Below are 25,377 nucleotides of genomic sequence, written 5' to 3' on the forward strand. Positions count from 1 at the left end.
GACGCCGCTCATGCGTCCGGTCCAAACTGGCGGCTGAGAAAGAAGCGAATGGAGAACGGAAGGGCAGCTCATGGACACAAAATCCGCTGATGGCGCCTACCGCGTTCTCGCCCGCAAGTATCGCCCCCAGAATTTCAACGACCTTATCGGCCAGGAGCCGATGGTCCGCACGCTCAAGAACGCGTTCGAGACGGGCCGCATCGCGCAGGCCTGGATGCTCACTGGCGTTCGCGGGGTCGGCAAGACCACCACGGCGCGCATTCTGGCGCGCGCGCTCAATTACAAGACCGATACGGTTGACCAGCCGACCATCGACCTTTCCGTGCAGGGCGAAAACTGCCAGGCGATCATGGAAGGCCGCCATGTCGACGTGATCGAGATGGACGCCGCCTCGCATACCGGCATCGATGACATTCGCGAGATCATCGAGCAGGTTCGCTACCGTCCGGTTTCGGCGCGCTACAAGGTCTATATCATCGACGAAGTGCACATGCTTTCCACCGCCGCCTTCAACGGCCTGTTGAAGACGCTGGAGGAGCCGCCGCCGCACGTCAAATTCATCTTTGCTACCACTGAAATCCGAAAAGTACCGATCACGGTTCTGTCGCGCTGCCAGCGTTTCGACCTGCGTCGTATCGAATCGGGCACGCTTGCCGCTCATCTGCGCCGTATTGCGGAAGCCGAACAGATCGAGGTGGATGACGCATCGCTGGCCATGATCGCCCGCGCAGGCGAAGGCTCGGCACGCGATTCGCTGTCGATCTTCGATCAGGCCATCGCGCATGGCGCTGGCACCGTCACGGCGGAAGCCGTGCGCTCCATGCTGGGCCTTGCCGACCGCGCTCGCATCATCGACCTGTTCGAGATGCTGATGCGCGGTGACGTCGCAGGCGCTCTGACCGAATTTCGCGCCCAATATGATGTCGGCGCGGATCCTTCAGTTGTGCTGACCGATCTGGCCGATTTCAACCATCTGGTCACGCGCCTCCGTTTCACGCCTGACGTGGCGGAAGACGTGTCATTGTCGGAAGACGAACGCGTGCGAGGCCGTGAATTCGCGCAGAAACTTTCGGTCCGCGTGCTGTCGCGGACATGGCAGATGCTGCTCAAGGGCATTGCGGAAGTGGACACCGCAACAAGGCCGGTTCAGGCAGCGGAAATGCTGCTGATTCGCCTTGCCCATGCCGCCGATCTGCCGACGCTGGATGAAGCAATCCGCGGTCTCGACAGTGGTTCGGTTTCCGCGCCGCGCCCGCAGCCGGGCAATCCGCGCCCAAATGGCGGTGGCCAGCCCGAAGCGCGTTTTGCCACTGACGCGGTTGGCGCATCTTCGATGGCGCCCGCTTCCGGTGGGCCAGCCACGGCCATGCGTATCGTGGAAACCACGGCGCAACTGGCGCAGCCGGTGCAGGCAGCGCAGCCGGCTGTCGAACCCACGCCGCAGCCCTCGGTACCGATCAACAGCCTGCACGATGTTGTGGCCCTTGCCGACAAGCACCGCGACATGCAGTTCAAGATTCTGGTCAAGAACTGTGTGCGTCTGGCTTCTATTGCGCCCGGACGTCTCGAAATCGGCCTGACCGACGATGCGCCGAAGTCGCTGCCGAGCGATATTTCGCAGCGCCTCCTCAACTGGACCGGCATTCGCTGGATCGTCACCGTCGCGCGCGATGTGGCGGGGCAGACCATTTCCGAGGCTGAAACCGAGCGCCGCGACAATCTGGTGACCGACGCCCGAGCCGATCCCGATGTGGCCGCCATTCTCGCAGCCTTTCCGGGCGCGAAGATTACGGACGTGCGCATTGCCGTGCCGGAACAGAATGACGACGAGGATATCGACCTCGACGCTATACCGGAAACACCGGACGTAACGTCTGAAGACGACTGAACTACGGAATGATGGAGTAAACCCATGCGTGACATGATGGGCATGATGAAGCAGGCGAAGGAATTGCAGGCCAAGATGAAGGCCATGCAGGACGAGATCGCCAATCTGGAAGCCTCGGCGTCTTCGGGCGGCGGGCTGGTGACGATCACGCTTTCCGGTAAGGGCACCCTGTCGGCGCTGAAGATCGACCCGTCGCTGATGAAGGAAGACGAGGTGGAAATCCTCGAGGACCTCATCATCGCGGCGCATAACGACGCCAAGGCCAAGCTCGAAGCCGCCATGGCCGAAAAGACCCAGTCGCTCACCGCCGGCCTGCCGATCCCTCCGGGGTTTAAGCTGCCGTTTTAGGGGAATAGGGCAATAAGGCAGTAGGGCAGTATGGTTTTATCTGCCGGATTGCCGCCGCCCATTTTTCCTATTGCCTTACTGCCCTATTGCCTTACTGCCTTAAAAGATGTCCAAACGAATAGCCGGTCCTGAAATCGAACGTCTCATCCAGCTTCTGGCCCGCGTGCCGGGGCTTGGGCCGCGTTCGGCCCGTCGCGCGGCGCTGCATCTCATCAAGAAGAAGGAAGCGCTTCTGGTGCCGCTTGGCGGCGCGATGCAGGAGGCTGCCGAAAAGGTGCGCATCTGTTCGTGCTGCGGCAATGTCGATACGTCCGATCCATGCACGATCTGCACCGATGAGCGCCGCGATCCGGCGACATTGATCGTCGTGGAGGATGTTTCCGATCTCTGGGCGCTGGAGCGCGCCGGTACGATGAATGTGCGGTATCACGTTCTCGGCGGTCGCCTGTCGCCGCTCGATGGCATCGGCCCGGACGATCTCAACATCAAGGGATTGGTGGAACGTGTCGCGGCCGGTGAAATCAAGGAAGTGATTTTGGCGGTCAACGCCACCGTCGAAGGCCAGACGACCGCGCATTACATCACCGACCAGCTATCGAATTTCGATGTGCGCGTGACACGGCTTGCCCATGGCGTTCCGGTCGGCGGCGAACTCGACTATCTGGATGAAGGCACGCTTGCCGCAGCGTTACGGGCACGGACAACGCTTTAGAGCATTTCCAGCAAAAGTGTGAAACGGTTTTGCGCAGGATAATGCGACAAAACAAATCTAGGTTTGGAGACATGCATGGCAGCGGGACATTGGAAGCGTAGCCTGAAGATTGGTCTCGCACTGCTTGCCGGTCTTGTCATTTCCCCCGCCATCGCCGCGCCCTCGAAGGCACAGATCGAAAGCCAGTATCGCAATTGGCTGGAGAAAGATCTCTGGCCGGAAGCGAAGGCGGCAGGTGTGTCCCGCGCCGTGTTCGATCAGGCTTTCGCCGGTGTCTCGATCAATTGGAAGCTGCCCGATCTTGTCATTCCCGGCGAAAAGCCCTCGACGCCAAAAGAGCAGAAGCAGGCGGAATTTGGCGCGCCCGGGAAATATTTTAACGCCAAGACGATGGGCGCCGTCACAAGTGGCGGACAGGCGCGCTACGGCCAATATGCCAGCCTCCTGAAGCGCATCGAACAGAAGTACGGCGTTCCGGGGCCGATCCTGCTCGCCGTATGGGGCCGCGAATCCGGCTTCGGCACGGTGAAGATTCCCTATAATGCCTATGAGGTTCTCGGCACCAAGGCCTTTATGGCAACCCGCAAGGACATGTTCCGCAAGGAACTGATCGCCGCGCTCGAAATCGCCTCGAAAGGCTATATCGACGAGAGCGCCATGAAAAGCTCTTGGGCGGGCGCGCTCGGCCAGCCGCAATTCATGCCGACCTCCTATCTCAAGCACGCCGTCGATTTCGACGGCGACGGCAAGCGCGACATCTGGAATTCTGTGCCCGATACGCTCGCCTCCATTGCCAATTATCTGAAACTGCATGGCTGGCAGAATGGGCGCGACTGGGGCTTTGAGGTCAACGTTCCGGAGAATGTCTCATGCTCGCTGGAAGGACCGGATCAGGGCAAGTCGATTGGCGAATGGGCGAAGCTCGGCGTCACCAGGGTGAATGGCAAGCCGTTTCCCGCCCATGAATTGAAGGGCGAGGGTTTTCTGCTCATGCCTGCCGGTCACCACGGCCCCGCCTTTGTGGTGAGCCCGAATTTCTATGTGCTCAAGGACTATAATATGAGCGATCTCTATGCGCTCTTTATCGGCCATGTCGGTGATCGCATCGCCTATGGCGCGGGCGATTTCAGCCGTGCATGGGGCGATGTCGGCTCCATGTATCGCTCCGATATTGGCGCAATGCAGAAGCGCATGCAGGCGCTCGGCTATGATGTCGGCAAGCCGGACGGGTTGACCGGCTTCAAGACGCGCCGCTCCATCGGCCTGTGGCAGGCCAGGAACGGCATGGCTTCTACCTGCTTCCCGCAACCGGAATTGCTGCGTCAGATTCGCTGAATGAGATCGGCAAAAGCCTGCAAGGCTTTGGTCCTGTAGCGGTCATTGTGCTGAAGCATGAGGAACTGACGCCGGGGCAGGGGAAAATCTGCCTTTACCAGTGTTCCCGCTGCCAGATGCGGCGCCGCGACAAGCTCCGATATGGCGGTCACATAATCGCCGGAGCGCACCGCCGAACAGATGGCTTCGTTGGAGGGCAGTTCCAGCGCCACATGGAGCCGCGCCGGGTCATAGCCGGAAGCGCGCATGGCATCCTCGAAAACGCTGCGCGTTCCCGATCCCTGTTCGCGCAAAATCCATTTTCCCTTAAAAAGCCGGTCCCAGTTCAGCTTCCCGCTGCCTGCCCAGTCATGGTCGGGACGCACCACCAGAATGAGCTGATCGCTTGCAACCTTGGTGATCGATAGCGACGGAGCCTGCACCGCCCCTTCCACGAGGCCGATATCGGCAACGCCTTCCTCTGTCGCCTGGGTCACGCTTTCCGTGTTTCCGAGCGTCAGCCGCACATCGATCAGGGGGTAGGCAGCGTGAAATCGCGCCAGAAAGGGCGGCAGCCAGTAGCTTGCAATGGTCTGGCTGGCATGGATGGCGAGAATGCCGCGCTTGCCGCCGCCAAGTTCCGACAGCATACGCTCGGCGGAACGCGCGCGGGCAAGCGTGGCGCGCGCCTCATCCAGAAACATGCGTCCATCGCCGGTCAACTCAATGCGCCGGCCGATGCGGTTGAAGAGGGTCGCGCCGTAGCGGTCTTCCATCGTGCGGATGGCTGAACTGACCGCCGAAGGGGTCAGATGCAGGGCTTCCGAGGCTTGGGTGAGGTGCTCCCGCTCGGCAACTTCTATGAAAATTCGCAGTTGTTCCAGTGTCATAGCGATAATCGTTCGATTTTATCGAATGAAATATGCCATATAATGAAATGGAATGAACAGTAAAAATCAAGCATCTGATCGGAAAATATTTTTCTTTCTCGATGAAATGCCAAAATGACATACTCCAAAATCCAGAACATCCTCCCGGGCCTCGCCTTGAGTATTGCCGTCACCGCCGCGGCGCTGACGCTGGAAAAAATCGAGGAGTATTATGCGGGGCGGGCATGGCTGGAAGCGCTGGTTATCGCCATCCTGCTCGGTACGGTCGTCCGGACGTTCCTGCGGCCCGGCCCACGGTTCAACAAGGGAATAGGCTTTTCCGCCAAGCTGCTGCTGGAGATCGCCGTGGTATTGCTCGGAGCTTCGATCAGCGCAAGCGCGGTCGTTGCTGCTGGCTCGGGGCTCATTTTCGGCATTGCGGGCGTCGTTGTGGTGGCGATTTCGCTCAGCTACGGGATCGGTCGCCTGTTGAAGCTGCCGCATCGCATGGCGGCACTGGTCGCCTGCGGCAATTCCATCTGCGGCAATTCGGCGATTGCCGCCACTGCGCCAGTCATCGGCGCGGGTAGCGAGGATGTGGCGGCTTCCATCGCCTTCACCGCGATTTTGGGTGTGGTTGTGGTGTTGACCTTGCCGCTGCTGGTGCCGCTTTTGGGCTTGTCGCACACGCAATATGGCGTGCTGGCAGGGCTGACCGTTTATGCGGTGCCGCAGGTTCTGGCGGCCACTGCGCCGGTCGCGACGGTCAGCGTGCAGCTCGGCACGCTGGTCAAACTGGTCCGCGTGCTCATGCTGGGCCCAGTGATTCTTGTTCTCGCGCTTCTTGCCGGTAACAAGGATGCGAATGCCAAGCCCGGCTTCTTCCAGCTCGTGCCATGGTTCATTCTGGGCTTTCTCGGCATGATGGCATTGCATTCGCTGCACCTGATACCGGAATCGATCCTCCCCGCGATTCAGTCTGCCTCGACCATCCTCACTATCGTTTCGATGGCGGCGCTGGGGCTTGGCGTGGATGTGCGTTCCGTCGCAGCCGCCGGTGGCCGTGTGACGTTGACTGCGATTCTCTCATTGCTTGTGCTGGGCCTCATCAGCCTTGGGCTGATTCATCTGCTGAACATTGCCTGAGGCCACAGGCGCGGGCACCAATGCACTCCGCAAAAATTGCGATTGTTGCGGCTTTTAGAACATGGTGCGATAGGGCTTGCCAATATGTGAGAGATTGCCATGACCCTGTTGCCGCTTACCATGATCCCCGACCCAATCCTGCGCAAGCTGTCCCTTCCTGTCGAAACCATCAATGGCGAAATCCGCCAACTCGCGGAGGATATGCTCCAAACCATGTATGAATCGTCGGGCGCGGGCATTGCCGCCGTGCAGGTTGGCAGGCTCCTGCGCATGACCGCGATCGATGTCGAATATCGCAATGGCGAGCCCAAGCCTATCATCGCCATCAACCCCGAAATCATCGCCGCCTCGGAGGAGAAAAGCACGTATGACGAGGGCTGCCTGTCTGTCGGGGCTGCCTATCGCGGCTCGGTTTCGCGCCCTGCGCGGATTACCGTTTCCTATACGGACCTGAATGGCGAAAAAAAGCGGATCGATGCCGATGGCATTCTGGCCACCTGCTTCCAGCATGAGATCGACCATATGAACGGCGTGCTCTTTCTCGATCACCTGACGGCAGAACAGCGCGATGAAATACTGGAGAAAGTGGCGATGAATGCTTCGCCCGATACCTGAATGATTTCTCTGGCGGGAGGTACAACCTCTTCGGCCATCGTGACCCATGGCGAAAGACAAAGCCCGACATGAGCGGTGCTTCAACACGCTGATTTATCAAACACGTTAAAAAGACTAGGGCATTTTCAGCGACGCGAAGCGCGTTGGCGTCGGATAATGCGATAAAAGCAATTGGCCTCGTCCTGAAACGCGCAACGGTTTTCGGACAAGGCACAGGTAAAAGCAAACAATAGAGCGAAGATCGGGTTCAACCCGCTGGAGATACGCTCTAGAACCAATAACAGAAATAGGATGAATGAGCTATGGCCAGAAGCTCTTCCTCTGTATAGGAGTCATTCTCGTAATAATGCGGCGGCATGCAATTGGAAACATACCAATTGGCAAATCTCGTCAGTACATCCATTACTAGGTTTTTCATAACCATCTCCTTCAAGACGGTTATATTATGCGTCTCTCTTGAAATAGGCGCATGTCCAATACAGCGGGTACAATTTTTACGTGACTAAAAACCGCCGTGCGAAGGCGACAGCAATCGCGCCTGTGGCGATAAGCCGAACCAAACGCACCCAGGTTGCCAGTCCGTCTGGAGTGGTTCCTATTTCACTGGAGATGACTTGGAGCGGTTCCGAATCCAACGGAATCGTTGGATCCGCTCTATCTATTTTTCCGGTATTTCCGAATGCAAACCGTTTCACGCTTTTGCTGGAAATGCTCTGGCTGCACGTATCGGCGCTCGCGTAATCTGAAAAAGAAAAAGCCCGCCGAGAAGCGGGCTTTCCATGTTCGGTCGAAACCGGAAAAGATTAGTTCTTTTCCTGCTTCTTCAGAGCGGCGCCGAGGATGTCGCCGAGCGAAGCGCCGGAGTCGGACGAACCGTACTGAGCGACAGCTTCCTTTTCTTCAGCGATTTCAAGCGCCTTGATCGAGACCTGCAGCTTGCGGGTCTTCTTGTCGAAGGCGATGACGCGGGCGTCAACCTTCTGACCGACCGTGAAGCGTTCCGGACGCTGTTCGTCGCGGTCGCGCGACAGATCCGAACGCTTGATGAAGCTTTCCAGATCGTGGTCGACGAGACGGACTTCGAGGCCACCGTCGGTAACGGCGGTCACTTCGCAGGTCACAACGGCGTTCTTGCGCAGTTCGCCCGAAGCTGCTGCTTCGCCGACCTTGTCGCCGGAAAGCTGCTTGATGCCGAGCGAGATGCGTTCCTTCTCGACGTCAACGTCGAGAACGACAGCCTTGACGACTTCACCCTTGTTGTACTCTTCGATGACCTGTTCGCCCGGACGGTTCCAGTCGAGGTCGGAGAGGTGAACCATGCCGTCAACGTCGCCGTCGAGACCGATGAACAGGCCGAACTCGGTCTTGTTCTTGACTTCGCCTTCAACAACGGTGCCGACAGGGTACTTCTGGGCAAAGGTCGTCCACGGATTGTCGAGGGTCTGCTTGAGGCCGAGGGAGATGCGGCGCTTGACCGGATCAACTTCGAGCACAACGACTTCGACTTCCTGCGTGGTGGAGAGAATCTTGCCCGGATGGACATTCTTCTTGGTCCACGACATTTCGGAAACGTGGATGAGGCCTTCGATGCCCGGCTCGATTTCGACGAACGCACCGTAGTCGGTGATGTTCGTGACGGTGCCGGTGATCTTTTTGCCGATCGGGTACTTCGCGCCGATGCCATCCCAAGGATCGTTCTCGAGCTGCTTCATGCCGAGCGAGATACGATGGGTTTCCTGGTTGATGCGGATGATCTGCACCTTGACCGTCTGGCCGATGGTGAGGATTTCCGACGGATGGTTGACGCGGCGCCATGCCATGTCGGTGACGTGCAGCAGACCGTCGATGCCGCCGAGGTCGACGAACGCACCGTAATCGGTGATGTTCTTGACGACGCCTTCAACGACCTGACCTTCTTCAAGGTTCTGGACGATTTCCGAACGCTGTTCCGCACGGCTTTCTTCAAGAACGGTACGGCGCGAGACAACGATGTTGCCGCGGCGCTTGTCCATCTTGAGGATTTCGAACGGCTGCGGGACGTGCATGAGCGGGGTGACGTCGCGGATCGGACGGATGTCGACCTGCGAACGCGGCAGGAAGGCAACAGCGCCGTCGAGGTCGACGGTGAAACCACCCTTGACCTGATTGAAGATCACGCCATCGACGCGCTCGCCATTGGCGAACTTCTGCTCAAGCTTGACCCAGCTTTCTTCACGGCGTGCTTTTTCGCGCGACAGGACAGCTTCGCCCAGAGCGTTTTCGATGCGCTCGACGTAAACTTCCACTTCGTCGCCCGGCTTCAGCGTGCCGTCCTTGCCCTTGGCGCCGAATTCCTTCAGCGGCACGCGGCCCTCGACCTTCAGACCGGCGTCGATGATCGCCATGTCCTTTTCAATGGCTACGATGCGGCCCTTGACGACATAACCTTCAGCAAGGTCGTTCGTGGCAAAGGATTCCGCCAGCAGCGATTCGAAATCTGCGAGGGATGGATTGAAATCTGACATGAATACTCCTGATGCATCCGGAAAATTCATCGGATGCAGCGCCGGGGGTTAGTGTTGCGTTATGCCAGACCTCGGCCCCGTCTTTGCAGACAACCGGCGCGTGGAACGCGAAGTCAGGCTTTTCAGTATGAGTGCAGCCTATATAGGTCCGAACTCGGGATAATCCAGCTTTTCAGGGCACAATGATACCCGAAAGGCTTGAAAACCTGCCGGATTCATCCCCGATGCTGCGCCAAAGCATGATCAATCAGCTTTTTTGCGGCCAGAAATGCCGCTTCTATACTCATTTCGCTCGTATCAAGCAAGTGCGCGTCTTCCGCAGGCTTCAAGGGAGAATCGACGCGGTTCGTGTCGCGCTCGTCGCGCTTCCTGAGGTCGGCAAGGATTTCTCCAAGATCGGCCTTGTCGCCGCGCGCCACGATTTCCTCATAGCGACGCTCGGCACGCACTTCCGGCGAGGCCGTGACGAAGAGCTTTATGGCTGCATCGGGACAGACGACGGTGCCGATATCGCGCCCGTCCAGCACGCTTGAGGGGAGCGCATTGGCGAAATTGCGTTGCGCTTCGACAAGCGCCCGCCGGACCTTCGGCATGACGGCGACCTTGGACGCCGCTTCGCCGATTGCATGCGCGGAAAGGACGGCCTTGTCCATCTCGCGCAGGTCGAGGTTGAGTGCAGCGTCAGCCGCCACCGCTTCGTCATCGAGCGGCAGACCCTTGTCGAGAAGCGCCTTGGCGACGGCGCGATAGGTCAGCCCGGTATCCAGATGCGGCATGCCGTAGTGAATGGCGATGCGCCGGGCAAGGGTTCCCTTGCCCGAGGCGGCCGGTCCGTCGATGGCGACGATAAACGGCATCATTGCGCGCCGCTCAGTTCGATCTTCGCGCCCAGTCCCGGCATCATGTCCATGAATTCGGGGAAGGACGTGGCGATCATGGTGCTGTCGTCAACCGTCACCGGCTTTTCCGATGCAAGGCCCATGACGAGGAAGCTCATTGCAATGCGGTGATCAAGATGGGTTGCGACCGTGCCGCCGCCCAGTCCCTTGCCGTCGGGACGGCCACGGACCGTCAGCGACATTTCGCCTTCGGTGCAATCGACGCCATTGGCTTCAAGGCCGCGTGCGACCGCTGCCAGACGATCCGATTCCTTGACGCGCAGTTCGTCCAGCCCGTCCATCACGGTTTCGCCTTCCGCGAAGGAGGCGGCAATCGCCAGGACCGGATATTCGTCGATCATCGACGGCGCGCGTTCCGGCGGAACGGTGACACCTTTCAGCTTCGACGCCTTCACGCGCAGATCGGCAACGTCCTCGCCGCCTGCGAGCCGCGCATTGAGCACCTCGATATCGGCGCCCATTTCCTGAAGCGTCAGGATCAGGCCGGTGCGGGTCGGGTTCATCAGCACATTGCGGATGGTGACGTCCGAACCTTCCACCAGAAGGGCGGCGACGAGCGGGAAGGCGGTCGAGGACGGATCGCCCGGCACGTCGATGGTCTGGCCGGTGAGCTTGCCCTGTCCAACGATGCGGATATGGCGCACGCCATCCTTGTCGGTTTCCACCGTCAGGTCCGCGCCAAAGCCCTGCAGCATTTTTTCGGTATGATCGCGCGTCATGACCGGCTCGATGACGGTGGTGACGCCGGGCGTGTTGAGACCGGCGAGCAGCACGGCGGATTTCACCTGCGCGGAGGCCATCGGCACGCGATAGGTGATCGGATTGGCCGTCTTCGGGCCGATCAGCGTCAGCGGCATGCGGTCGCCTTCGGCTGCTTCCACCTGAACGCCCATTTCGCGCAACGGGTTCAGCACGCGGCCCATCGGGCGCTTCGACAGCGAGGCGTCGCCGATAAAGGAGGTTTTCATGTCATAGGTGCCGACAAGGCCCATGGTGAGGCGCGCACCGGTTCCGGCATTGCCGAAATCGAGCGCTGCTTCGGGCTGCAGCAGGCAGCCATTGCCGACGCCGTTGATGATCCAGACATCGCCCTCTTTACGGATTTTCGCGCCCATGGCCTGCATGGCGCGGCCGGTATTGATGACGTCTTCGCCTTCCAGAAGGCCGGTAATGCGGGTTTCACCCGAAGCCAGACCGCCGAACATGAAGGAGCGGTGCGAGATGGACTTGTCGCCCGGAATGCGGATTTCGCCCGTAAGTGCCTCCGAGCGGCGGGCGGTTGCTGGTTTCGGGGATGCAGAATGGGACATGGATTTTTCACAGTCACATTTTGGCGCGGACACGCGCCGGGATTGAGAGATAAGCGGGGCTTCCCTAGCATAGTAATATTGTGCGGTCATCCGCGAATACGCGGCGCGGGCGACACTGAGGCGGAAGAGTCTGCATATGCGCGTGCGTTTGGCTTTGACAAACGCGCCAAATTGCGTTTATGCACCGGACAACACTATAAACGCGCTTAAGACTTGCCCCTTGCCATATGGCTCAGCGAACAGCATGGTGACGGGCTGTATGCTTCGAGGCAGGCATCCCGGCGCGATATTATGAACTTGTGTCCCCGTGCAAATTAACGAGGCTAGACGTGGCAAAAGCTGAACTTGGTACCAAGCGTATCGACCCGGAAACGGGCAAGAAATTCTACGATCTCAATCGCGATCCGATCGTTTCGCCCTACACCGGCATTTCCTATCCGCGGTCCTATTTCGATTCCACGCTTGAAAGCCGTGTCGTTGAAGAGGAAACCGAAGAGGAAGAATTGGATACGGCGCTGGAAAAGCCCGATTTCGTCTCGCTCGAGGATGCTGACGACGAAACCAAGGGCGGCGGTGACGATCTGCCGGATATCGACGACGATGATGTCGATCTGGGTGACGACGATGACGACACCTTCCTCGAAGAAGAGGAAGACGAGGACGACGATATGTCGGGTATCCTCGGCGGTGGCGTCGGCGGCGACGACGAAGAAGGCTGATCCGTTCAGCCGCTCCGGATACGATGCTTTTGCGAGGCGGCCTTCGGGTCGCCTCGTTTCGTTTGGGCGCGTCTTGCACGGGAAGACCGCCGCGATCTGTGAATTATTTTTGGCAGATGCGAAAAGAGTTGCGATTTAGCTCTTGATCTTCTCGCGAACGCCATTTAATAAGCCGCCACACCGGGCAGCAAGTCCTGCCTGGCCCACCTCGAAAGAGGTCTGATGGGGCCATAGCTCAGCTGGGAGAGCGCCTGCATGGCATGCAGGAGGTCAGCGGTTCGATCCCGCTTGGCTCCACCAATTCCTTACTGAAATCCGGAAGACATACCCGTATCTATCGACGCGATAGCTGTCCTTGGACAGACGTGTTCGTGCGTCAAAATGATCTCGGGTGACATTTAACCGGATCTTTCAGGGATATGCCGCTCGACAACTCCCAAAAAGTTGGTAAGTGAAATTCCGAAGTATTTCGGCATGGCTATTTCGAATGAGCAGGCTTCCTGATTTCGATGGGCTGCGGTTTTTGTTGTGTATCGGAATCGCCGTCTTTCATTTTTCCTTCCGCATTCCGGTGAAGAATGAAGCGTTGAATGAATTTATATTAGCCTTCTCTTATTTTACCGACATCTTCTTTATTGTTTCCGGTCTTTTTCTGGCGCGCCGGCGAAACTATCTCTGGAACTGGCCCCGTTATGTTGCCTTTGTCGGAAAACGGCTGGCGCGGATTTATCCGCTGCACGTGCTTGCTTTTTCCTGTTTCGCGCTGCTGTCCATCCTCACGGCAGCGGGAATCCTGCATCCCCTGGGCAATCCCAGTACAAGCTGGCTTGATGGGCTGACCCAGCTCCTGCTGATTCACAATTGGGGATTGGGCAGCACGTCCTCCTACAATTATGTGAGCTGGTCGCTGAGCGCACTTTTCGCCATGTATCTGGCGTTTCCGCTGTTCGACATGTTGTGCCGCCGTTTCGGAAGTTGGGTTCTGGTCGGCGTCATCGTTGCGGCCATCGGCGGTGAATATCTGGCGCAGAAACTTGGCGTATTATCACTCACCCGCATACAGATATCCAATGTGGGCGTGTTCCGCACCTTGCCTTCCTTCCTCTTCGGGATGTGGCTTGCGAGGCGGGAGCATCCGGTCATGCCGCGCGCGGCCGTCAAAAGCCTGCTTGCCGTGTGCCTTGCCGTATTCCTGTTCTGCCACCCGTATAACGGACCGGGTGAACCCCATACGCTGGAAGGTCCTTTGCGGCTGGCATTCGTTTATACGAGCGTTTATGTGCTCTATCTCGCATCCGTTCAGGGCATCTATACGCCGCTGCAATGGCGCGTGCTGGCAAAACTCTCGCGTTACAGTTTCGGCATCTTCATCCTGCATCCCCTCGTCGGGATGATGTTTTTCCGAATGGCCCCGGAGCGGTGGAGCGAGACGACGGCGGGCGCGGTGCTGACCATCTGCGGCGCTGCTGTCGCCAGCGTGTTGATTGCCGCCGCCGCCTATCACCTGTTCGAGAATCCGCTTCACCGCCGGTTGGTGAAAAGGATAGACGCCTGGCTCGCCAGATACGAGCGCGGCTCTGCCGAAATCACGCAAGGCGGCCTGCCTGTCGTCCGATAGACAGGCGTGCCACCCGACCGATCAGGCCGTGCGCGTCGTGCCGCTGTCCTGTCGCATCAGATAGAGCGATGCGCCGACGATCAGCGCGGCCCCCGGCCAGAAGTTGATGCCGGGTGCGGCGGCAAAAACGATCCAGCCGAAAATCACATTGATCGGCAGTCTCAGATCGTCGAACGGCTGCAGATAAACCGCATCCGCGATCGAATAGGCTGCAATCTGGAAATATTGCGCCAAGGCAGTGAAAGCCCCGATGACGATCAATATCGACCAGATCTCTACGCTCGGCGCTGCGATTGCCGTCATGCTGAGGCCGGATGCCAGCCAGAGCGCTGCATTGATGGGGGTGAGCAGCACCAGCATATAGGCCGAAATTCTGGCGGGCCTTTCAAAACGGGTCAGATATTTGGTCATCACCGAATAGCCCGCCCATAGTGCGGCGGCGAGGACCGGCAGCAGCGAATAGACCGTATAGGAATCCGACCAGGGCGCGATGATGACCAGCGCGCCGACAAAGCCGGCGAATGTGGTGAGCAGCCGCGCCGGCGTGACCTTTTCCCGCAGAAACAGCCGCGCGCAAAGGATGACGAAGAACGGCGAGGTCATGGACAGGGCGACCACCTGCCAGATCGGCACATGGGTCAGCGCGTAAATCCAGACCTGTACGCCGGCGGCGGCCAGCGCGACGCGCATGACATGAAGGCCGAGGCGGCTGGTGAGCAGGGCTCCCGCGCCATCGCGAATGATCATGGGCAGTGTCAGCACCAGCGCAATCACATATTGCCAGAAGGCGATGATGACGGATGGAATGCCGGTACGCGTTCCCGCCCATTGGGTGGCGACATTGACCGCGGCATAGGCCGAACAGGCCGCGACCATTAGCGCTGCGCCGCGCACGGTGGGTTTCAAAGTTGGGGCAGAGGCAAGTTGGCTCAACGGTTTCTTCCCTTTTTTAAGCCTGCTACCTCAGGGTACGGGAAGAAAAACTGCAGGACGAAGACGGCAAGCCGTCCAGCCAAGCATGATTCCAACCTCGTTCTCTCTCATCCGGACTATGACCGTCGGCTTCGGAGTTGCACCGAATCTGCTGACCCTGACACGTTTTTCATGTCAGGCGCTCGCGGGCTTCGGGTGTTTCACCCGTTACCGCCGGTGGGGAATTTCACCCCGCCCTGAGAACTGGATATTTCTTTTGCACCGGATGGCATGAAGTTGCATCCGAGGCTGGCAATAAATAGGCCCCGTTTTTTCGCAAGGCAAGATACTCACTGCTCGTGCGGCAATGATGCGCCCTGATGCCTCTTGCTGCGCCCTCGAGTGCCATGCCATCGGAAAAGCATGGACGTATCGGCAACTCTCTTCTAGAAATCCGTAACGGGGTTGACCGGGAGAGGGGTCGGCTCCGCATGGTTCTGGGAGGAATGATGAGCACCAACGCAGTCCCCACGCAGTTTTCGCATGACCATCCGCTATGGCAGCCGGATGCCCGGCGCATCGCGGCCAGCAATCTGGAGCAGTTCCGCATTCGCGCCGAACAGCGGTCGGGCCTCAGCCTGCCGGATTATGCCGCGCTGCATCGCTGGTCGGTGGAGGATCGTGCCGGATTCTGGACGCTTGTGTGGGATTTCTGTGAGGTCGTCGGCGAGCGCGGCAGCAAGGCACTGGTCGATCAGGGCCATATGCGCGCGGCGAAATTCTTCCCTGAAGCAAGGCTCAATTTTGCGGAAAACCTGCTGCGATACAAAGGCCGTGAGGATGCGATCGTCTTTCGCGGCGAAGACAAGGTCCAGCGCCGCCTGACATGGGACGATCTTCATGCGCTGGTTTCAAAGTTGCAGCAATTCATGCTAGCCGAAGGCGTGGAACCCGGTGACCGCGTGGCGGGCATGATGCCCAATATGCCGGAAGCAGTGGCGCTGATGCTGGCGGCAAGCTCAATTGGCGCGGTCTGGTCATCCTGCTCGCCGGATTTCGGCGTGCAGGGTGTGCTCGACCGCTTCGGCCAGATTGAGCCGAAGCTGTTCTTCGCCTGCGACGGCTACTGGTATAATGGCAAGCGCATCGAGGTGGCAGACAAGGTTGCCGAAGTCACCGCGAAACTGCCGGGGCTGAAGCGCGCCGTCATCGTCACCTATCTGGGCGAGGCGGAAACGGTCGCGAGCAAGGCCGAAAAGGGCATCGCGCTCGATGCGGCGCTCGCTCCATTCACCGCAAGGCCGGTGGCGTTTACGCAGCTTCCCTTCGATCATCCGCTCTATATCCTCTTTTCCTCCGGCACGACCGGCATTCCGAAATGCATCGTGCACCGGGCGGGCGGGGTGCTGTTGCAGCATCTCAAGGAACACCGCCTCCATGCGGACTTGCGCGATGGCGACCGCTTTTTCTATTTCACCACCTGCGGCTGGATGATGTGGAACTGGCTGGCGTCCGGCATCGCATCGGGCGCGACGCTTTTGCTTTATGATGGATCTCCGTTCTACCCCGATGGCAATGTGCTGTTCGATTATGCCGCAGCCGAGGGCATGACCTTCTTCGGCACATCGGCGAAATTCATCGATGCAGTGCTGAAAGCCGGGCTGAAACCGGGGCAGACGCATGACCTGTCGGCGCTGCGCACCATTTCCTCCACCGGCTCGCCCTTGTCGCCGGAAGGCTTTGCCTTCGTCTATGAGGCGATCAAGCAGGATGTGCACCTCGCCTCCATTTCCGGCGGAACCGATATCGTGTCCTGCTTCGTGCTGGGCGTGCCGACCGAGCCGGTCTGGCAGGGCGAGATTCAAGGGGCGGGCCTTGGCATGGCCGTCGATGTCTGGAACGATGACGGCAAGCCGGTGCGGGGCGAAAAGGGCGAACTGGTCTGCACGAAGGCTTTCCCCTCCATGCCCCTGCAATTCTGGAACGATCCGGACGATGCCAAATATCAGGCCGCCTATTTCGAGCGTTTCGACAATATCTGGTGCCACGGCGATTTTGCCGAATGGACCGCGCATGACGGCATCGTCATCCATGGCCGTTCTGATGCGACGCTGAACCCCGGCGGCGTGCGCATCGGCACGGCGGAGATCTACAATCAGGTCGAGCAGATGCCGGAAGTGGCCGAGGCGCTGTGCATCGGGCAGGATTGGGACAAGGACGTGCGCGTGGTTCTGTTCGTGCGGCTTGCCGAAGGTGCCGTGCTGGACGATGATCTCAAGGCGCGCATCAAAACAAAAATCCGCACCGGCGCGACGCCGCGTCATGTCCCGGCGAAAATCGTAGCCGTGTCGGATATTCCGCGCACCAAGTCGGGCAAGATCGTGGAACTGGCCGTCCGCGACATTGTGCACGGTCGCGAGGTGAAGAACCGTGAGGCGCTTGCCAACCCGCAAGCACTGGAGCTCTATCGGGACATAGCCGAGCTGCAGCAGGACTGAATGGGTGCCGGATAACGGGCGCAACAAAATTTCGTTATCCGGTAATAAATAGCCACAGAACGCCGCGCAACCCCATTGCCTATTTGACCGCCACGGGACACTCTGCCTTCCACATAAGCCATCCTGCAAAGGATGGTCGCCGGGCAGAACTTGTGGAGGACGAGTATGTTTGCTTTGGGCCAAAATGGGGGCATGAACTTCGGTCTTGGCGAGGAGATCGAAGCCCTTCGCGATACGGTGCGCCGTTTCGCGGAAAGCCGCATTGCGCCGCTGGCCGCCGAAACCGACCGCAACAACGCGTTTCCTATGCATCTGTGGCGTGAACTGGGCGAGCTTGGCGTGCTTGGCATTACCGCGCCCGAAGAGCATGGCGGCGCTGGCATGGGTTATCTCGCCCATTGCGTCGCGATGGAAGAAATCAGCCGCGCTTCCGCCTCCATCGGCCTCAGCTATGGCGCGCATTCCAATCTCTGCGTCAATCAGATCACCCGCAACGGCTCGCCCGAACAGCGCGCGAAATATCTGCCGAAGCTTATTTCCGGCGAGCAAGTGGGCGCGCTGGCCATGTCCGAGCCGGGGGCCGGTTCCGACGTTGTTTCGATGAAGCTTCACGCTGAAAAACGGGGCGACCGTTACGTTCTCAACGGCAACAAGATGTGGATCACCAACGGCCCCGATGCCGACGTGCTGGTGGTCTATGCCAAGACCGATCCGGCGGCAGGCCCACGCGGCATCAGCGCCTTCATCGTCGAAAAAGGGTTTAAAGGCTTTTCGACCGCGCAAAAGCTCGACAAGCTCGGCATGCGCGGCTCAAATACGTGCGAACTGGTGTTTCAGGATTGCGAAGTGCCAGCCGAAAACCTGCTTGGAGCCGAGGGCAAGGGCGTCAATGTGCTGATGTCCGGGCTTGATTACGAGCGCGTGGTGCTGGCGGGCGGGCCGCTCGGCATCATGGCGGCGTGTCTTGATGTCGTCGTGCCCTATGTGCATGAGCGCAAGCAGTTCGACCAGCCGATTGGCGAGTTCCAGCTCATGCAGGGCAAGCTTGCCGACATGTATGTGATCTTCAACGCTTCGCGCGCCTATACCTATGCCGTGGCAGCAGCCTGCGACCGGGGCGAGACGACGCGCAAGGATGCGGCGGGCTGCATTCTCTATACGGCGGAAAACGCCACCCAGATGGCCTTGCAGGCAATACAGGCTCTCGGCGGCAATGGCTATATCAACGACTACCCGACCGGACGCCTGTTGCGTGACGCCAAGCTTTATGAAATCGGCGCGGGCACGTCGGAAATCCGGCGCATGCTGATCGGACGGGAACTCTTTCAGGAGACCCGTTGATGGCGGTCCTGAAATCGGAAATCTCCACCCGAAGCGCCAGCTTCGAGGCCAACCGCAAGGCAATGCTGGCGGCTATCGACGTGGTGGCGGAAGCCGCGCGCATCGCCATTGATGGCGGCGGCGAGAAGGCGCGCGAGCGTCATGTTGCACGCGGAAAACTGCTGCCGCGGGAGCGTGTGGCGCAACTGCTCGATCCGGGTTCGCCCTTTCTGGAAGTGGGGCTAACGGCAGGCCATGGCATGTATGGCGGGGCAGCACCTTCCGGCGGCATCATTACCGGCATCGGGCGCGTGTCGGGCCGCGACTGCATGATCGTCTGCAATGATGCGACGGTGAAGGGCGGCACCTATTATCCCGTCACGGTGAAAAAACACCTGCGCGCGCAGGAGATCGCGGGCGAAAATCGCCTGCCTTGCATCTATCTGGTCGATTCCGGTGGCGCGAACCTGCCCAATCAGGATGAGGTTTTCCCGGATCGCGACCATTTCGGGCGCATTTTCTACAATCAGGCGCAAATGTCGGCGGCGGGCATTCCGCAGGTCGCCGTGGTGATGGGATCGTGCACGGCAGGCGGCGCTTATGTGCCCGCCATGAGCGACGAAACGGTGATCGTGCGTAATCAAGGCACCATCTTTCTGGCGGGTCCTCCTTTGGTGAAAGCCGCGACCGGCGAAGTGGTGAGCGCGGAGGATCTTGGCGGCGGCGATGTCCACACGCGGCTTTCGGGCGTCGCCGATCATCTGGCCAACGACGATGCCCATGCCTTGCAGATCGCGCGCGCCATTGCCGCCAATCTCAACAGCGAGAAGCGTAGCTTTATCCCAAGAGGTGTTGGCGCCGCGCCGCTTTACGACCCGGAAGAAATTCTGGGCATCGTTTCCGCCGATACGCGCATCCCGTATGATGTGCGCGAGGTGATTGCGCGCCTTGTCGATGGTTCGGATTTCGATGAGTTCAAGGCGCGTTTCGGCACCACCTTGGTCTGCGGTTTTGCCAGCGTCTATGGCATGCCGGTCGGCATCATCGCCAATAATGGCGTCTTGTTTTCGGAAGCGGCGCTAAAGGGCGCGCATTTCATCGAGCTTTGCTGCCAGCGCAACATTCCGCTGGTGTTCTTGCAGAACATCACCGGCTTTATGGTCGGGCGCAAATATGAGGCCGAAGGCATTGCCAAGCATGGCGCCAAGCTGGTGACGGCGGTGGCAACCGCCAATGTGCCGAAGCTCACCATGCTGATTGGCGCATCCTATGGCGCGGGCAATTACGGCATGGCCGGGCGGGCCTATTCGCCGCGCTTCCTGTGGACATGGCCGAACAGCCGCATCGCGGTGATGGGCGGCGAGCAGGCGGCAGGGGTGCTGGCAACCGTCAAGCGTGACGGGATCGAGCGCACCGGCGGCACTTGGTCGGCGGAAGAAGAGGCGGAGTTCAAGCGCCCGACGCTCGAAATGTTCGAGCGCCAGAGCCACCCGCTCTATGCATCTGCAAGGCTGTGGGATGATGGCATCGTTGATCCGCGCAAGAGCCGAGAAGTGCTTGGCCTGTCGCTTTCCGCCACGCTGAACGCGCCGGTCGAGCCGACGCGTTTCGGCATCTTCAGGATGTAGGAAGACAATCAGATGTTTAGCAAAATACTGATTGCCAATCGCGGAGAAATCGCCTGCCGGGTCATTCGCACGGCGCGCGAGTTGGGTGTCGCAACGGTCGCGATTTATTCCGATGCGGATGCAAATGCGCTGCATGTGGAGATGGCTGACGAGGCGGTGCGTGTCGGCCCTGCCATTTCGGCGCAAAGCTATCTGAATGTCGATGCGATCATCAAGGCCGCAAGGCAAACCGGCGCGGAGGCCATCCATCCGGGCTATGGGTTTCTTTCCGAAAATGCCGGTTTCGTGGATGCGGTCGAAGAAGCGGGACTTGTCTTCATCGGCCCATCGGCCAAGGCCATCCGCGCCATGGGGCTGAAGGATGCCGCCAAGGCGCTGATGGAAAAAGCGGGCGTGCCGGTCGTGCCGGGCTATCACGGTGACAATCAGGATGGCGCTTTTCTCAAAAGCGAGGCCGACCGGATCACCTATCCGGTGCTGATCAAGGCGCGCGCGGGCGGCGGCGGCAAGGGCATGCGCCGCGTCGATCAGGCTTCTGATTTTGCCGCAGCACTCGACAGCGCGCGGCGCGAGGCGGAAGCCTCGTTCGGCGATGGCGCGGTGCTGATCGAAAAATACATGGCGAAGCCGCGCCATATCGAGGTGCAGGTTTTTGGCGACAATCACGGCAATGCCGTGCACCTGTTCGAGCGCGATTGCTCGCTGCAACGCCGCCACCAGAAGGTGATCGAGGAAGCGCCAGCGCCCGGCATGACACCGGAAATGCGCGCCGCCATGGGTGAGGCGGCGGTAAAGGCGGCGCTGGCGATTGGTTATTCCGGCGCTGGCACGGTGGAGTTCATCGCCGATGTGTCGGAAGGGCTGCGGCCCGACCGCTTCTTCTTCATGGAAATGAACACGCGCTTGCAGGTGGAGCATCCGGTCACGGAAGCAATCATCGGCCTTGATCTGGTCGAATGGCAATTGCGCGTGGCTTCCGGCGAAAAATTGCCGAAGCGTCAGGACGAACTGTCCATAAACGGCTGGGCTTTCGAGGCGCGGCTTTATGCGGAAGACCCGGCGCGTGATTTTCTGCCTGCCACGGGGAAGCTCGCCTTGTTCGCGCCGCCTGAACAGGCGCGTGTCGATTCCGGCGTGCGCACCGGCGACACGATCACGCCGTTCTATGACCCGATGATCGCCAAGATCATCAGCCATGGCGCAACCCGCGATGAGGCGCTGAACCGGCTCGATGCGGCACTTGGCAAAACCCGTATTGCGGGGCTGGTCACGAACCGCCAGTTCCTGTCGGCGCTCTGCAATCTTGAAGCTTTCCGCACCGGCGATGTCGATACCGGGCTGATCGGACGCGAGACGGCAGGGCTTTTCACCGAAAAGCAGCCTTCGGATATTGCCTTTGCCCTGGCCGCGCTTGGCGCGCTCGACCTTCTGGATGCGCCGCGAGAAGGCGACCCATGGGTAAGCCTGCGCGGTTTCCGTCTATGGGACGAGGCATCGCGCTCGGTTCTGCTCGATCATCGGGGCGAGCGCCGCATGGTCAGCTTTGCGGCCAGAGGCGGCAACCGTTTCAGCTTTGCTTTCGGCGAACTGGAAATCCGTGCCCATGAAAACGGTCTCGTCCGTTTCGCCCTCGATGGTCGCGTGACGGAGGCATCGGTCTTGCGCATCGGCCATGATGTGACCGTGCAACTGGAAGGCTGGGACACCATATTTCATCATGTGCAGTCGCTGGGCGCGGAGGAGGATGTCTCGAGCGAAAGCCGCATCCTGTCGCCGATGCCGGGGCGGGTAGCGCTGGTTTCCGTGGTCGAAGGTGCGCATGTCGCCAGGGGCGATCCGCTGGTGACGATGGAAGCCATGAAGATGGAACTGTCACTGACCGCGCCGCGCGACGGCAAGGTCGCATCCGTAACCGTTACGGCGGGCGATCAGGTCAGTGAAGGCGCATTGCTGGTGGAGCTGGAGGAACAACATGGCTGAACACGTTGAAATCGTCGAAATGGCAGCGCGTGACGGCCTGCAAAACGAAAAGCGTTTTGTGCCGACCGCCGACAAGATTGCGCTGATCGACCGCCTGTCGGATAGCGGCTATTCGCGCATCGAGGCGACGAGTTTCGTCAGCCCCAAATGGGTGCCGCAACTGGCGGATAGCCGGGAAGTCATGGCGGGTATTAGGCGCGCCGATGGCGTGCGTTATTCGGCTCTCGTGCCCAATATGAAGGGCTATGAGGCGGCGGCAGCAGCCAATGTCGATGAAATAGCGGTTTTCATTTCCGCTTCCGAAGGCTTTTCCAAAGCCAACATCAATTGCACGATTGCGGAAAGCATCGAGCGCCTGTCGCCCGTCATCGGTGCTGCGATCAATGACGGCCTGGCCATTCGCGGCTATGTGAGCTGCGTGGTCGAATGCCCCTATGACGGGCCGGTGGCCCCGCAGGCAGTTGCCGATGTGACCGAGCAACTCTTCTCGCTTGGCTGTCACGAGGTGAGCCTCGGCGACACGATCGGGCGCGGCACGCCGGACAAGGTTGCCGCCATGCTGGACGCGGTGCTGGCCATCGCCCCGGCGCACAGCCTTGCCGGTCATTATCATGACACTGGCGGGCGGGCGCTCGACAATATCCGCGTCAGTCTGGAGAAGGGCCTGCGCGTGTTCGATGCTTCCGTCGGCGGGCTTGGCGGCTGTCCGTTCGCGCCCGGTGCGAAGGGCAATGTCGACACGGTGCTGGTCGCTGAAATGCTGCATGATCTTGGTTTCGAAACCGGTCTCGATATTCAAAAACTGAGATCGGCTGCACTTTTTGCGCAAGCGCTGCGTCAGGATAAAGCGGCCTAGGAGCAATTATGAGCGACTTCGAAACCATCCAGATTGCGGTCGACCCACGTGGCGTGGCGACGCTCACGCTGAACCGGCCCGAACAGCACAATGCGCTGTCGGGCCTGATGATCGATGAGCTAACCACCGCAGCGCTGCATCTGGGCGATAACGAAGCCATACGCATCGTGATCCTGACCGGCGCAGGCATGAGCTTTTGCGCGGGCGGCGATCTGGGCTGGATGCGGGAACAGGTCAAGGCCACGCGTGAACAGCGCATTGAAGAAGCGCGCAAGCTTGCCCTCATGCTGAAAGCGCTGCGCGATCTGCCAAAGCCGTTGATCGGGCGCATCAACGGGCAGGCCTATGGCGGCGGCGTCGGTCTCATCAGCGTGTGCGATGCGGCGATCGGCGTTTCCGGCGCGCGCTTCGGGCTGACCGAAACAAAACTCGGCCTGATACCGGCCACTATCAGCCCCTATGTGCTGGCGCGTATCGGGCAGGCCAATGCGCTGCGCACATTCACATCCGCCCGCCTGTTCGATGCCGAGGAAGGACGGCGCATCGGGCTGCTGCATGATGTGGTCGAAGCCGAAAGGCTCGATGCGGCGGTTGAGGCGGAAATAAAACCTTACTTTTCCACCGCGCCCGCAGCCGTCGCCGCATCCAAGCGGCTGGTCCATGCGCTGGGCGCGCCGATAGACGAGGCGGTGATCGACATGACGCTCACTCGCCTTGCCGATACATGGGAGACACCGGAGGCCGCAGAGGGAATCGCGGCCTTTTTTGCGAAGAAATCACCATCATGGAAGGGAGGAGACTAAGACTTTGGGAGGAGCCGATTTTCGTTGTAGTTGCGGGTACTTGGCGCTTGCAATCGAAAGCCGGAAATGCATTCTTATTACATCATGAAAGCGCGCTCCCTGTCTGGAGCATGATTCCGAAAGGGCGGATGCAGTTTCGGATAATATTATGGCTCTGGCCTGTTCGAGGCGGCGGTGCGCTTTTGGATTGACCCTTTGAGATCATGCGATGAACAAAAGGGAGGGCCCGGCAATTCGGCAGCGCGGATGCGCTGAGATTTGACCGGCAAGGGTTGTCTCGGGGCCGTCGGAGGACGCCGCCCCACCAAAGGAGAAAAAGAATGAACCTGAAACTTCTGTCCAGCGTGGCTTTTGCCGCCAGCATCGGCTTTGCCAGCGCCGCTTATGCAGACATCACCATCGGCGTGGTTGCACCGCTGACGGGCCCGGTTGCCGCTTTCGGCGATCAGGTGAAGAAGGGCGCGGAAACCGCCGTTGAGGTCATCAACAAGGCGGGCGGCATCAAGGGCGAGAAAGTCGTCCTGAAGTTTGCCGATGATGCGGGCGAACCGAAGCAGGGCGTTTCCGCTGCCAACCAGATCGTCGGCGACGGCATCAAGTTCGTTGTCGGCCCGGTCACGACCGGCGTTGCCATTCCGGTTTCCGACGTCTTCTCGGAAAACGGCGTCCTGATGGTCACGCCGACCGCCACCGGCCCGGACCTGACCGCGCGCAATCTGGAAAACGTGTTCCGCACCTGCGGTCGTGACGACCAGCAGGCCGAAGTCATGGCCGATTACGTCCTGAAGAACATGAAGGACAAGAAGGTCGCCGTGATCCACGACAAGGGCGCTTACGGCAAGGGGCTGGCCGATGCTTTCAAGGCAGCGCTCAACAAGGGCGGCGTCACGGAAGTCCATTATGATTCGGTCACGCCGGGCGACAAGGATTTTTCCGCGCTCGTCACCAAGCTGAAGTCAGCCGGTGCTGAAGTGGTTTATTTCGGCGGCTACCATGCCGAAGGCGGTCTCCTGTCGCGCCAGCTGCACGATGCCGGTCTTCAGGCTCTGGTTCTCGGCGGTGAAGGTCTGTCCAACACCGAATATTGGGCAATCGGCGGCACCAATGCACAGGGCACGCTGTTCACCAACGCCAAGGACGCCACCAAGAACCCGGCTTCCAAGGATGCCATCGAGGCCCTGAAGGCCAAGAACATCCCGGCTGAAGCCTTCACCATGAACGCCTACGCCGCTGTTGAAGTCATCAAGGCTGGCATCGAACGCGCCGGTTCGACCGATGATTCGGCTGCCGTTGCCAAGGCGCTGCATGACGGCCAGCCGATCGAAACGGCTATCGGCACGCTGACCTATGGCGCAAACGGCGACCTCAGCTCGCCGAGCTTCGACATCTTCAAGTGGGATGGCGGCAAGATCGTCGGCCTCGAATAAGGCAGTAATCG

21 protein-coding genes, 1 tRNA gene and 1 riboswitch are annotated in these 25,377 nt (G+C 59.7%); of the genes, 16 read left to right on the top strand and 6 right to left on the bottom strand.

What is annotated here, in order from left to right; translation table 11 throughout:
- Positions 1-70: 70 nt before the first annotated feature.
- From F9K78_RS09815 to F9K78_RS09830, 4 genes are all read left to right on the top strand, one after another.
- Positions 71-1,888: a DNA polymerase III subunit gamma/tau gene (locus tag F9K78_RS09815; RefSeq protein WP_122066368.1), complete on the top strand. Its 1,818-nt coding sequence runs from the start codon at positions 71-73 to the stop codon at positions 1,886-1,888.
- Between the two features lie 24 nt (positions 1,889-1,912).
- On the top strand, positions 1,913-2,236 hold the full coding sequence (locus tag F9K78_RS09820) for a YbaB/EbfC family nucleoid-associated protein (protein ID WP_112588560.1): 324 nt from the start codon (positions 1,913-1,915) through the stop codon (positions 2,234-2,236).
- A 106-nt stretch (positions 2,237-2,342) separates the two neighbouring features.
- On the top strand, positions 2,343-2,948 hold the full coding sequence (gene recR, locus F9K78_RS09825) for a recombination mediator RecR (protein WP_121986959.1): 606 nt from the start codon (positions 2,343-2,345) through the stop codon (positions 2,946-2,948).
- A gap of 75 nt (positions 2,949-3,023) precedes the next feature.
- The gene (locus F9K78_RS09830) at positions 3,024-4,283 is read left to right on the top strand and encodes a lytic murein transglycosylase (RefSeq protein WP_151682174.1); all 1,260 of its coding nucleotides are present in this window, start codon (positions 3,024-3,026) and stop codon (positions 4,281-4,283) included.
- On the opposite strand, the gene F9K78_RS09835 is transcribed toward F9K78_RS09830, so the two are convergent.
- Positions 4,271-5,152, bottom strand: coding sequence for a LysR family transcriptional regulator (locus tag F9K78_RS09835; RefSeq protein ID WP_121986957.1), 882 nt, complete (start codon positions 5,150-5,152; stop codon positions 4,271-4,273). The genes F9K78_RS09830 and F9K78_RS09835 overlap by 13 nt on opposite strands.
- Positions 5,153-5,266: 114 nt before the next feature.
- On the opposite strand from F9K78_RS09835, the gene F9K78_RS09840 reads away from it, so the two are divergent.
- Both F9K78_RS09840 and def read left to right on the top strand, forming a co-directional pair.
- Positions 5,267-6,277, top strand: a complete 1,011-nt coding sequence (locus F9K78_RS09840; RefSeq protein WP_121986956.1) for a YeiH family protein — start codon at positions 5,267-5,269, stop codon at positions 6,275-6,277.
- Between the two features lie 99 nt (positions 6,278-6,376).
- Positions 6,377-6,892 (top strand): peptide deformylase, encoded by a 516-nt coding sequence (def, locus tag F9K78_RS09845; RefSeq protein ID WP_121986955.1) that lies wholly within the window; start codon positions 6,377-6,379, stop codon positions 6,890-6,892.
- A 268-nt stretch (positions 6,893-7,160) separates the two neighbouring features.
- On the opposite strand, the gene F9K78_RS21880 is transcribed toward def, so the two are convergent.
- The 4 genes from F9K78_RS21880 to aroA all read right to left on the bottom strand — a co-directional run bounded on the left by F9K78_RS21880 (position 7,161) and on the right by aroA (position 11,605).
- Positions 7,161-7,310, bottom strand: a complete 150-nt coding sequence (locus F9K78_RS21880; protein WP_162929746.1) for a hypothetical protein — start codon at positions 7,308-7,310, stop codon at positions 7,161-7,163.
- 385 nt (positions 7,311-7,695) lie between these two features.
- Positions 7,696-9,396, bottom strand: coding sequence for a 30S ribosomal protein S1 (gene rpsA / locus F9K78_RS09850; protein ID WP_121981345.1), 1,701 nt, complete (start codon positions 9,394-9,396; stop codon positions 7,696-7,698).
- A gap of 215 nt (positions 9,397-9,611) precedes the next feature.
- Positions 9,612-10,253 carry a (d)CMP kinase gene (cmk, locus tag F9K78_RS09855; RefSeq protein ID WP_186443320.1) on the bottom strand — a complete coding sequence of 214 codons (642 nt, stop codon included), beginning with the start codon at positions 10,251-10,253 and terminating at the stop codon, positions 9,612-9,614.
- Complete coding sequence (gene aroA / locus F9K78_RS09860; protein WP_121981347.1) at positions 10,253-11,605, bottom strand: 3-phosphoshikimate 1-carboxyvinyltransferase; 1,353 nt, start codon at positions 11,603-11,605, stop codon at positions 10,253-10,255. The genes cmk and aroA overlap by 1 nt, the downstream gene beginning before the upstream one ends.
- Positions 11,606-11,934: 329 nt before the next feature.
- Here aroA and F9K78_RS09865 point away from each other — a divergent pair, with 329 nt between their 5' ends.
- The 3 genes from F9K78_RS09865 to F9K78_RS09875 all read left to right on the top strand — a co-directional run bounded on the left by F9K78_RS09865 (position 11,935) and on the right by F9K78_RS09875 (position 13,942).
- On the top strand, positions 11,935-12,324 hold the full coding sequence (locus tag F9K78_RS09865; protein ID WP_006471224.1) for a TIGR02300 family protein: 390 nt from the start codon (positions 11,935-11,937) through the stop codon (positions 12,322-12,324).
- A gap of 224 nt (positions 12,325-12,548) precedes the next feature.
- Positions 12,549-12,624, top strand: a tRNA-Ala gene (locus F9K78_RS09870).
- Between the two features lie 187 nt (positions 12,625-12,811).
- Positions 12,812-13,942 (top strand): acyltransferase family protein, encoded by a 1,131-nt coding sequence (locus F9K78_RS09875; RefSeq protein WP_121986954.1) that lies wholly within the window; start codon positions 12,812-12,814, stop codon positions 13,940-13,942.
- Between the two features lie 21 nt (positions 13,943-13,963).
- Here F9K78_RS09875 and F9K78_RS09880 read toward each other — a convergent pair whose 3' ends face one another.
- Positions 13,964-14,875 (bottom strand): DMT family transporter, encoded by a 912-nt coding sequence (locus F9K78_RS09880; protein WP_268903001.1) that lies wholly within the window; start codon positions 14,873-14,875, stop codon positions 13,964-13,966.
- 95 nt (positions 14,876-14,970) lie between these two features.
- Positions 14,971-15,123: riboswitch (FMN riboswitch) on the bottom strand.
- A 240-nt stretch (positions 15,124-15,363) separates the two neighbouring features.
- Here F9K78_RS09880 and F9K78_RS09885 point away from each other — a divergent pair.
- The 7 genes from F9K78_RS09885 (at position 15,364) to F9K78_RS09920 (ending at position 25,366) form a co-directional block, all read left to right on the top strand.
- Positions 15,364-17,352: an acetoacetate--CoA ligase gene (locus F9K78_RS09885; RefSeq protein WP_121986952.1), complete on the top strand. Its 1,989-nt coding sequence runs from the start codon at positions 15,364-15,366 to the stop codon at positions 17,350-17,352.
- Positions 17,353-17,517: 165 nt separating this feature from the next.
- Complete coding sequence (locus F9K78_RS09890) at positions 17,518-18,693, top strand: isovaleryl-CoA dehydrogenase (protein WP_121986951.1); 1,176 nt, start codon at positions 17,518-17,520, stop codon at positions 18,691-18,693.
- Complete coding sequence (locus tag F9K78_RS09895) at positions 18,693-20,300, top strand: carboxyl transferase domain-containing protein (protein ID WP_121986950.1); 1,608 nt, start codon at positions 18,693-18,695, stop codon at positions 20,298-20,300. Before F9K78_RS09890 ends, F9K78_RS09895 begins: the two co-directional genes overlap by 1 nt.
- A gap of 12 nt (positions 20,301-20,312) precedes the next feature.
- Positions 20,313-22,280 carry an acetyl/propionyl/methylcrotonyl-CoA carboxylase subunit alpha gene (locus tag F9K78_RS09900; protein WP_122066367.1) on the top strand — a complete coding sequence of 656 codons (1,968 nt, stop codon included), beginning with the start codon at positions 20,313-20,315 and terminating at the stop codon, positions 22,278-22,280.
- Positions 22,273-23,136, top strand: a complete 864-nt coding sequence (locus F9K78_RS09905; protein ID WP_121986948.1) for a hydroxymethylglutaryl-CoA lyase — start codon at positions 22,273-22,275, stop codon at positions 23,134-23,136. Before F9K78_RS09900 ends, F9K78_RS09905 begins: the two co-directional genes overlap by 8 nt.
- A gap of 8 nt (positions 23,137-23,144) precedes the next feature.
- Positions 23,145-23,939, top strand: coding sequence for a crotonase/enoyl-CoA hydratase family protein (locus tag F9K78_RS09910; RefSeq protein ID WP_121986947.1), 795 nt, complete (start codon positions 23,145-23,147; stop codon positions 23,937-23,939).
- 320 nt (positions 23,940-24,259) lie between these two features.
- Positions 24,260-25,366 (top strand): branched-chain amino acid ABC transporter substrate-binding protein, encoded by a 1,107-nt coding sequence (locus tag F9K78_RS09920; RefSeq protein ID WP_121981353.1) that lies wholly within the window; start codon positions 24,260-24,262, stop codon positions 25,364-25,366.
- The last annotated feature ends 11 nt before the right edge of the window (positions 25,367-25,377 follow it).

The organism is Brucella pseudintermedia, from assembly GCF_008932435.1.
Taxonomy (GTDB): Bacteria; Pseudomonadota; Alphaproteobacteria; order Rhizobiales; family Rhizobiaceae; genus Brucella; species Brucella pseudintermedia.

What these genes read in the sequence shown, in the direction of transcription:
- F9K78_RS09890 (WP_121986951.1), top strand. Translation starts at nt 17,518, where the DNA reads ATGTTTGCTTTGGGCCAAAATGGGGGCATGAACTTCGGTCTTGGCGAG.
- def (WP_121986955.1), top strand. Translation starts at nt 6,377, where the DNA reads ATGACCCTGTTGCCGCTTACCATGATCCCCGACCCAATCCTGCGCAAG.
- F9K78_RS09910 (WP_121986947.1), top strand. Translation starts at nt 23,145, where the DNA reads ATGAGCGACTTCGAAACCATCCAGATTGCGGTCGACCCACGTGGCGTG.
- F9K78_RS09815 (WP_122066368.1), top strand. Translation starts at nt 71, where the DNA reads ATGGACACAAAATCCGCTGATGGCGCCTACCGCGTTCTCGCCCGCAAG.
- F9K78_RS09840 (WP_121986956.1), top strand. Translation starts at nt 5,267, where the DNA reads ATGACATACTCCAAAATCCAGAACATCCTCCCGGGCCTCGCCTTGAGT.
- rpsA (WP_121981345.1), bottom strand. Translation starts at nt 9,396, where the DNA reads ATGTCAGATTTCAATCCATCCCTCGCAGATTTCGAATCGCTGCTGGCG.
- F9K78_RS09875 (WP_121986954.1), top strand. Translation starts at nt 12,812, where the DNA reads ATGAGCAGGCTTCCTGATTTCGATGGGCTGCGGTTTTTGTTGTGTATC.
- F9K78_RS09920 (WP_121981353.1), top strand. Translation starts at nt 24,260, where the DNA reads ATGAACCTGAAACTTCTGTCCAGCGTGGCTTTTGCCGCCAGCATCGGC.
- aroA (WP_121981347.1), bottom strand. Translation starts at nt 11,605, where the DNA reads ATGTCCCATTCTGCATCCCCGAAACCAGCAACCGCCCGCCGCTCGGAG.
- F9K78_RS09820 (WP_112588560.1), top strand. Translation starts at nt 1,913, where the DNA reads ATGCGTGACATGATGGGCATGATGAAGCAGGCGAAGGAATTGCAGGCC.
- F9K78_RS21880 (WP_162929746.1), bottom strand. Translation starts at nt 7,310, where the DNA reads ATGAAAAACCTAGTAATGGATGTACTGACGAGATTTGCCAATTGGTAT.
- F9K78_RS09905 (WP_121986948.1), top strand. Translation starts at nt 22,273, where the DNA reads ATGGCTGAACACGTTGAAATCGTCGAAATGGCAGCGCGTGACGGCCTG.
- F9K78_RS09835 (WP_121986957.1), bottom strand. Translation starts at nt 5,152, where the DNA reads ATGACACTGGAACAACTGCGAATTTTCATAGAAGTTGCCGAGCGGGAG.
- cmk (WP_186443320.1), bottom strand. Translation starts at nt 10,253, where the DNA reads ATGCCGTTTATCGTCGCCATCGACGGACCGGCCGCCTCGGGCAAGGGA.
- F9K78_RS09895 (WP_121986950.1), top strand. Translation starts at nt 18,693, where the DNA reads ATGGCGGTCCTGAAATCGGAAATCTCCACCCGAAGCGCCAGCTTCGAG.
- F9K78_RS09830 (WP_151682174.1), top strand. Translation starts at nt 3,024, where the DNA reads ATGGCAGCGGGACATTGGAAGCGTAGCCTGAAGATTGGTCTCGCACTG.
- F9K78_RS09900 (WP_122066367.1), top strand. Translation starts at nt 20,313, where the DNA reads ATGTTTAGCAAAATACTGATTGCCAATCGCGGAGAAATCGCCTGCCGG.
- F9K78_RS09885 (WP_121986952.1), top strand. Translation starts at nt 15,364, where the DNA reads ATGAGCACCAACGCAGTCCCCACGCAGTTTTCGCATGACCATCCGCTA.
- recR (WP_121986959.1), top strand. Translation starts at nt 2,343, where the DNA reads ATGTCCAAACGAATAGCCGGTCCTGAAATCGAACGTCTCATCCAGCTT.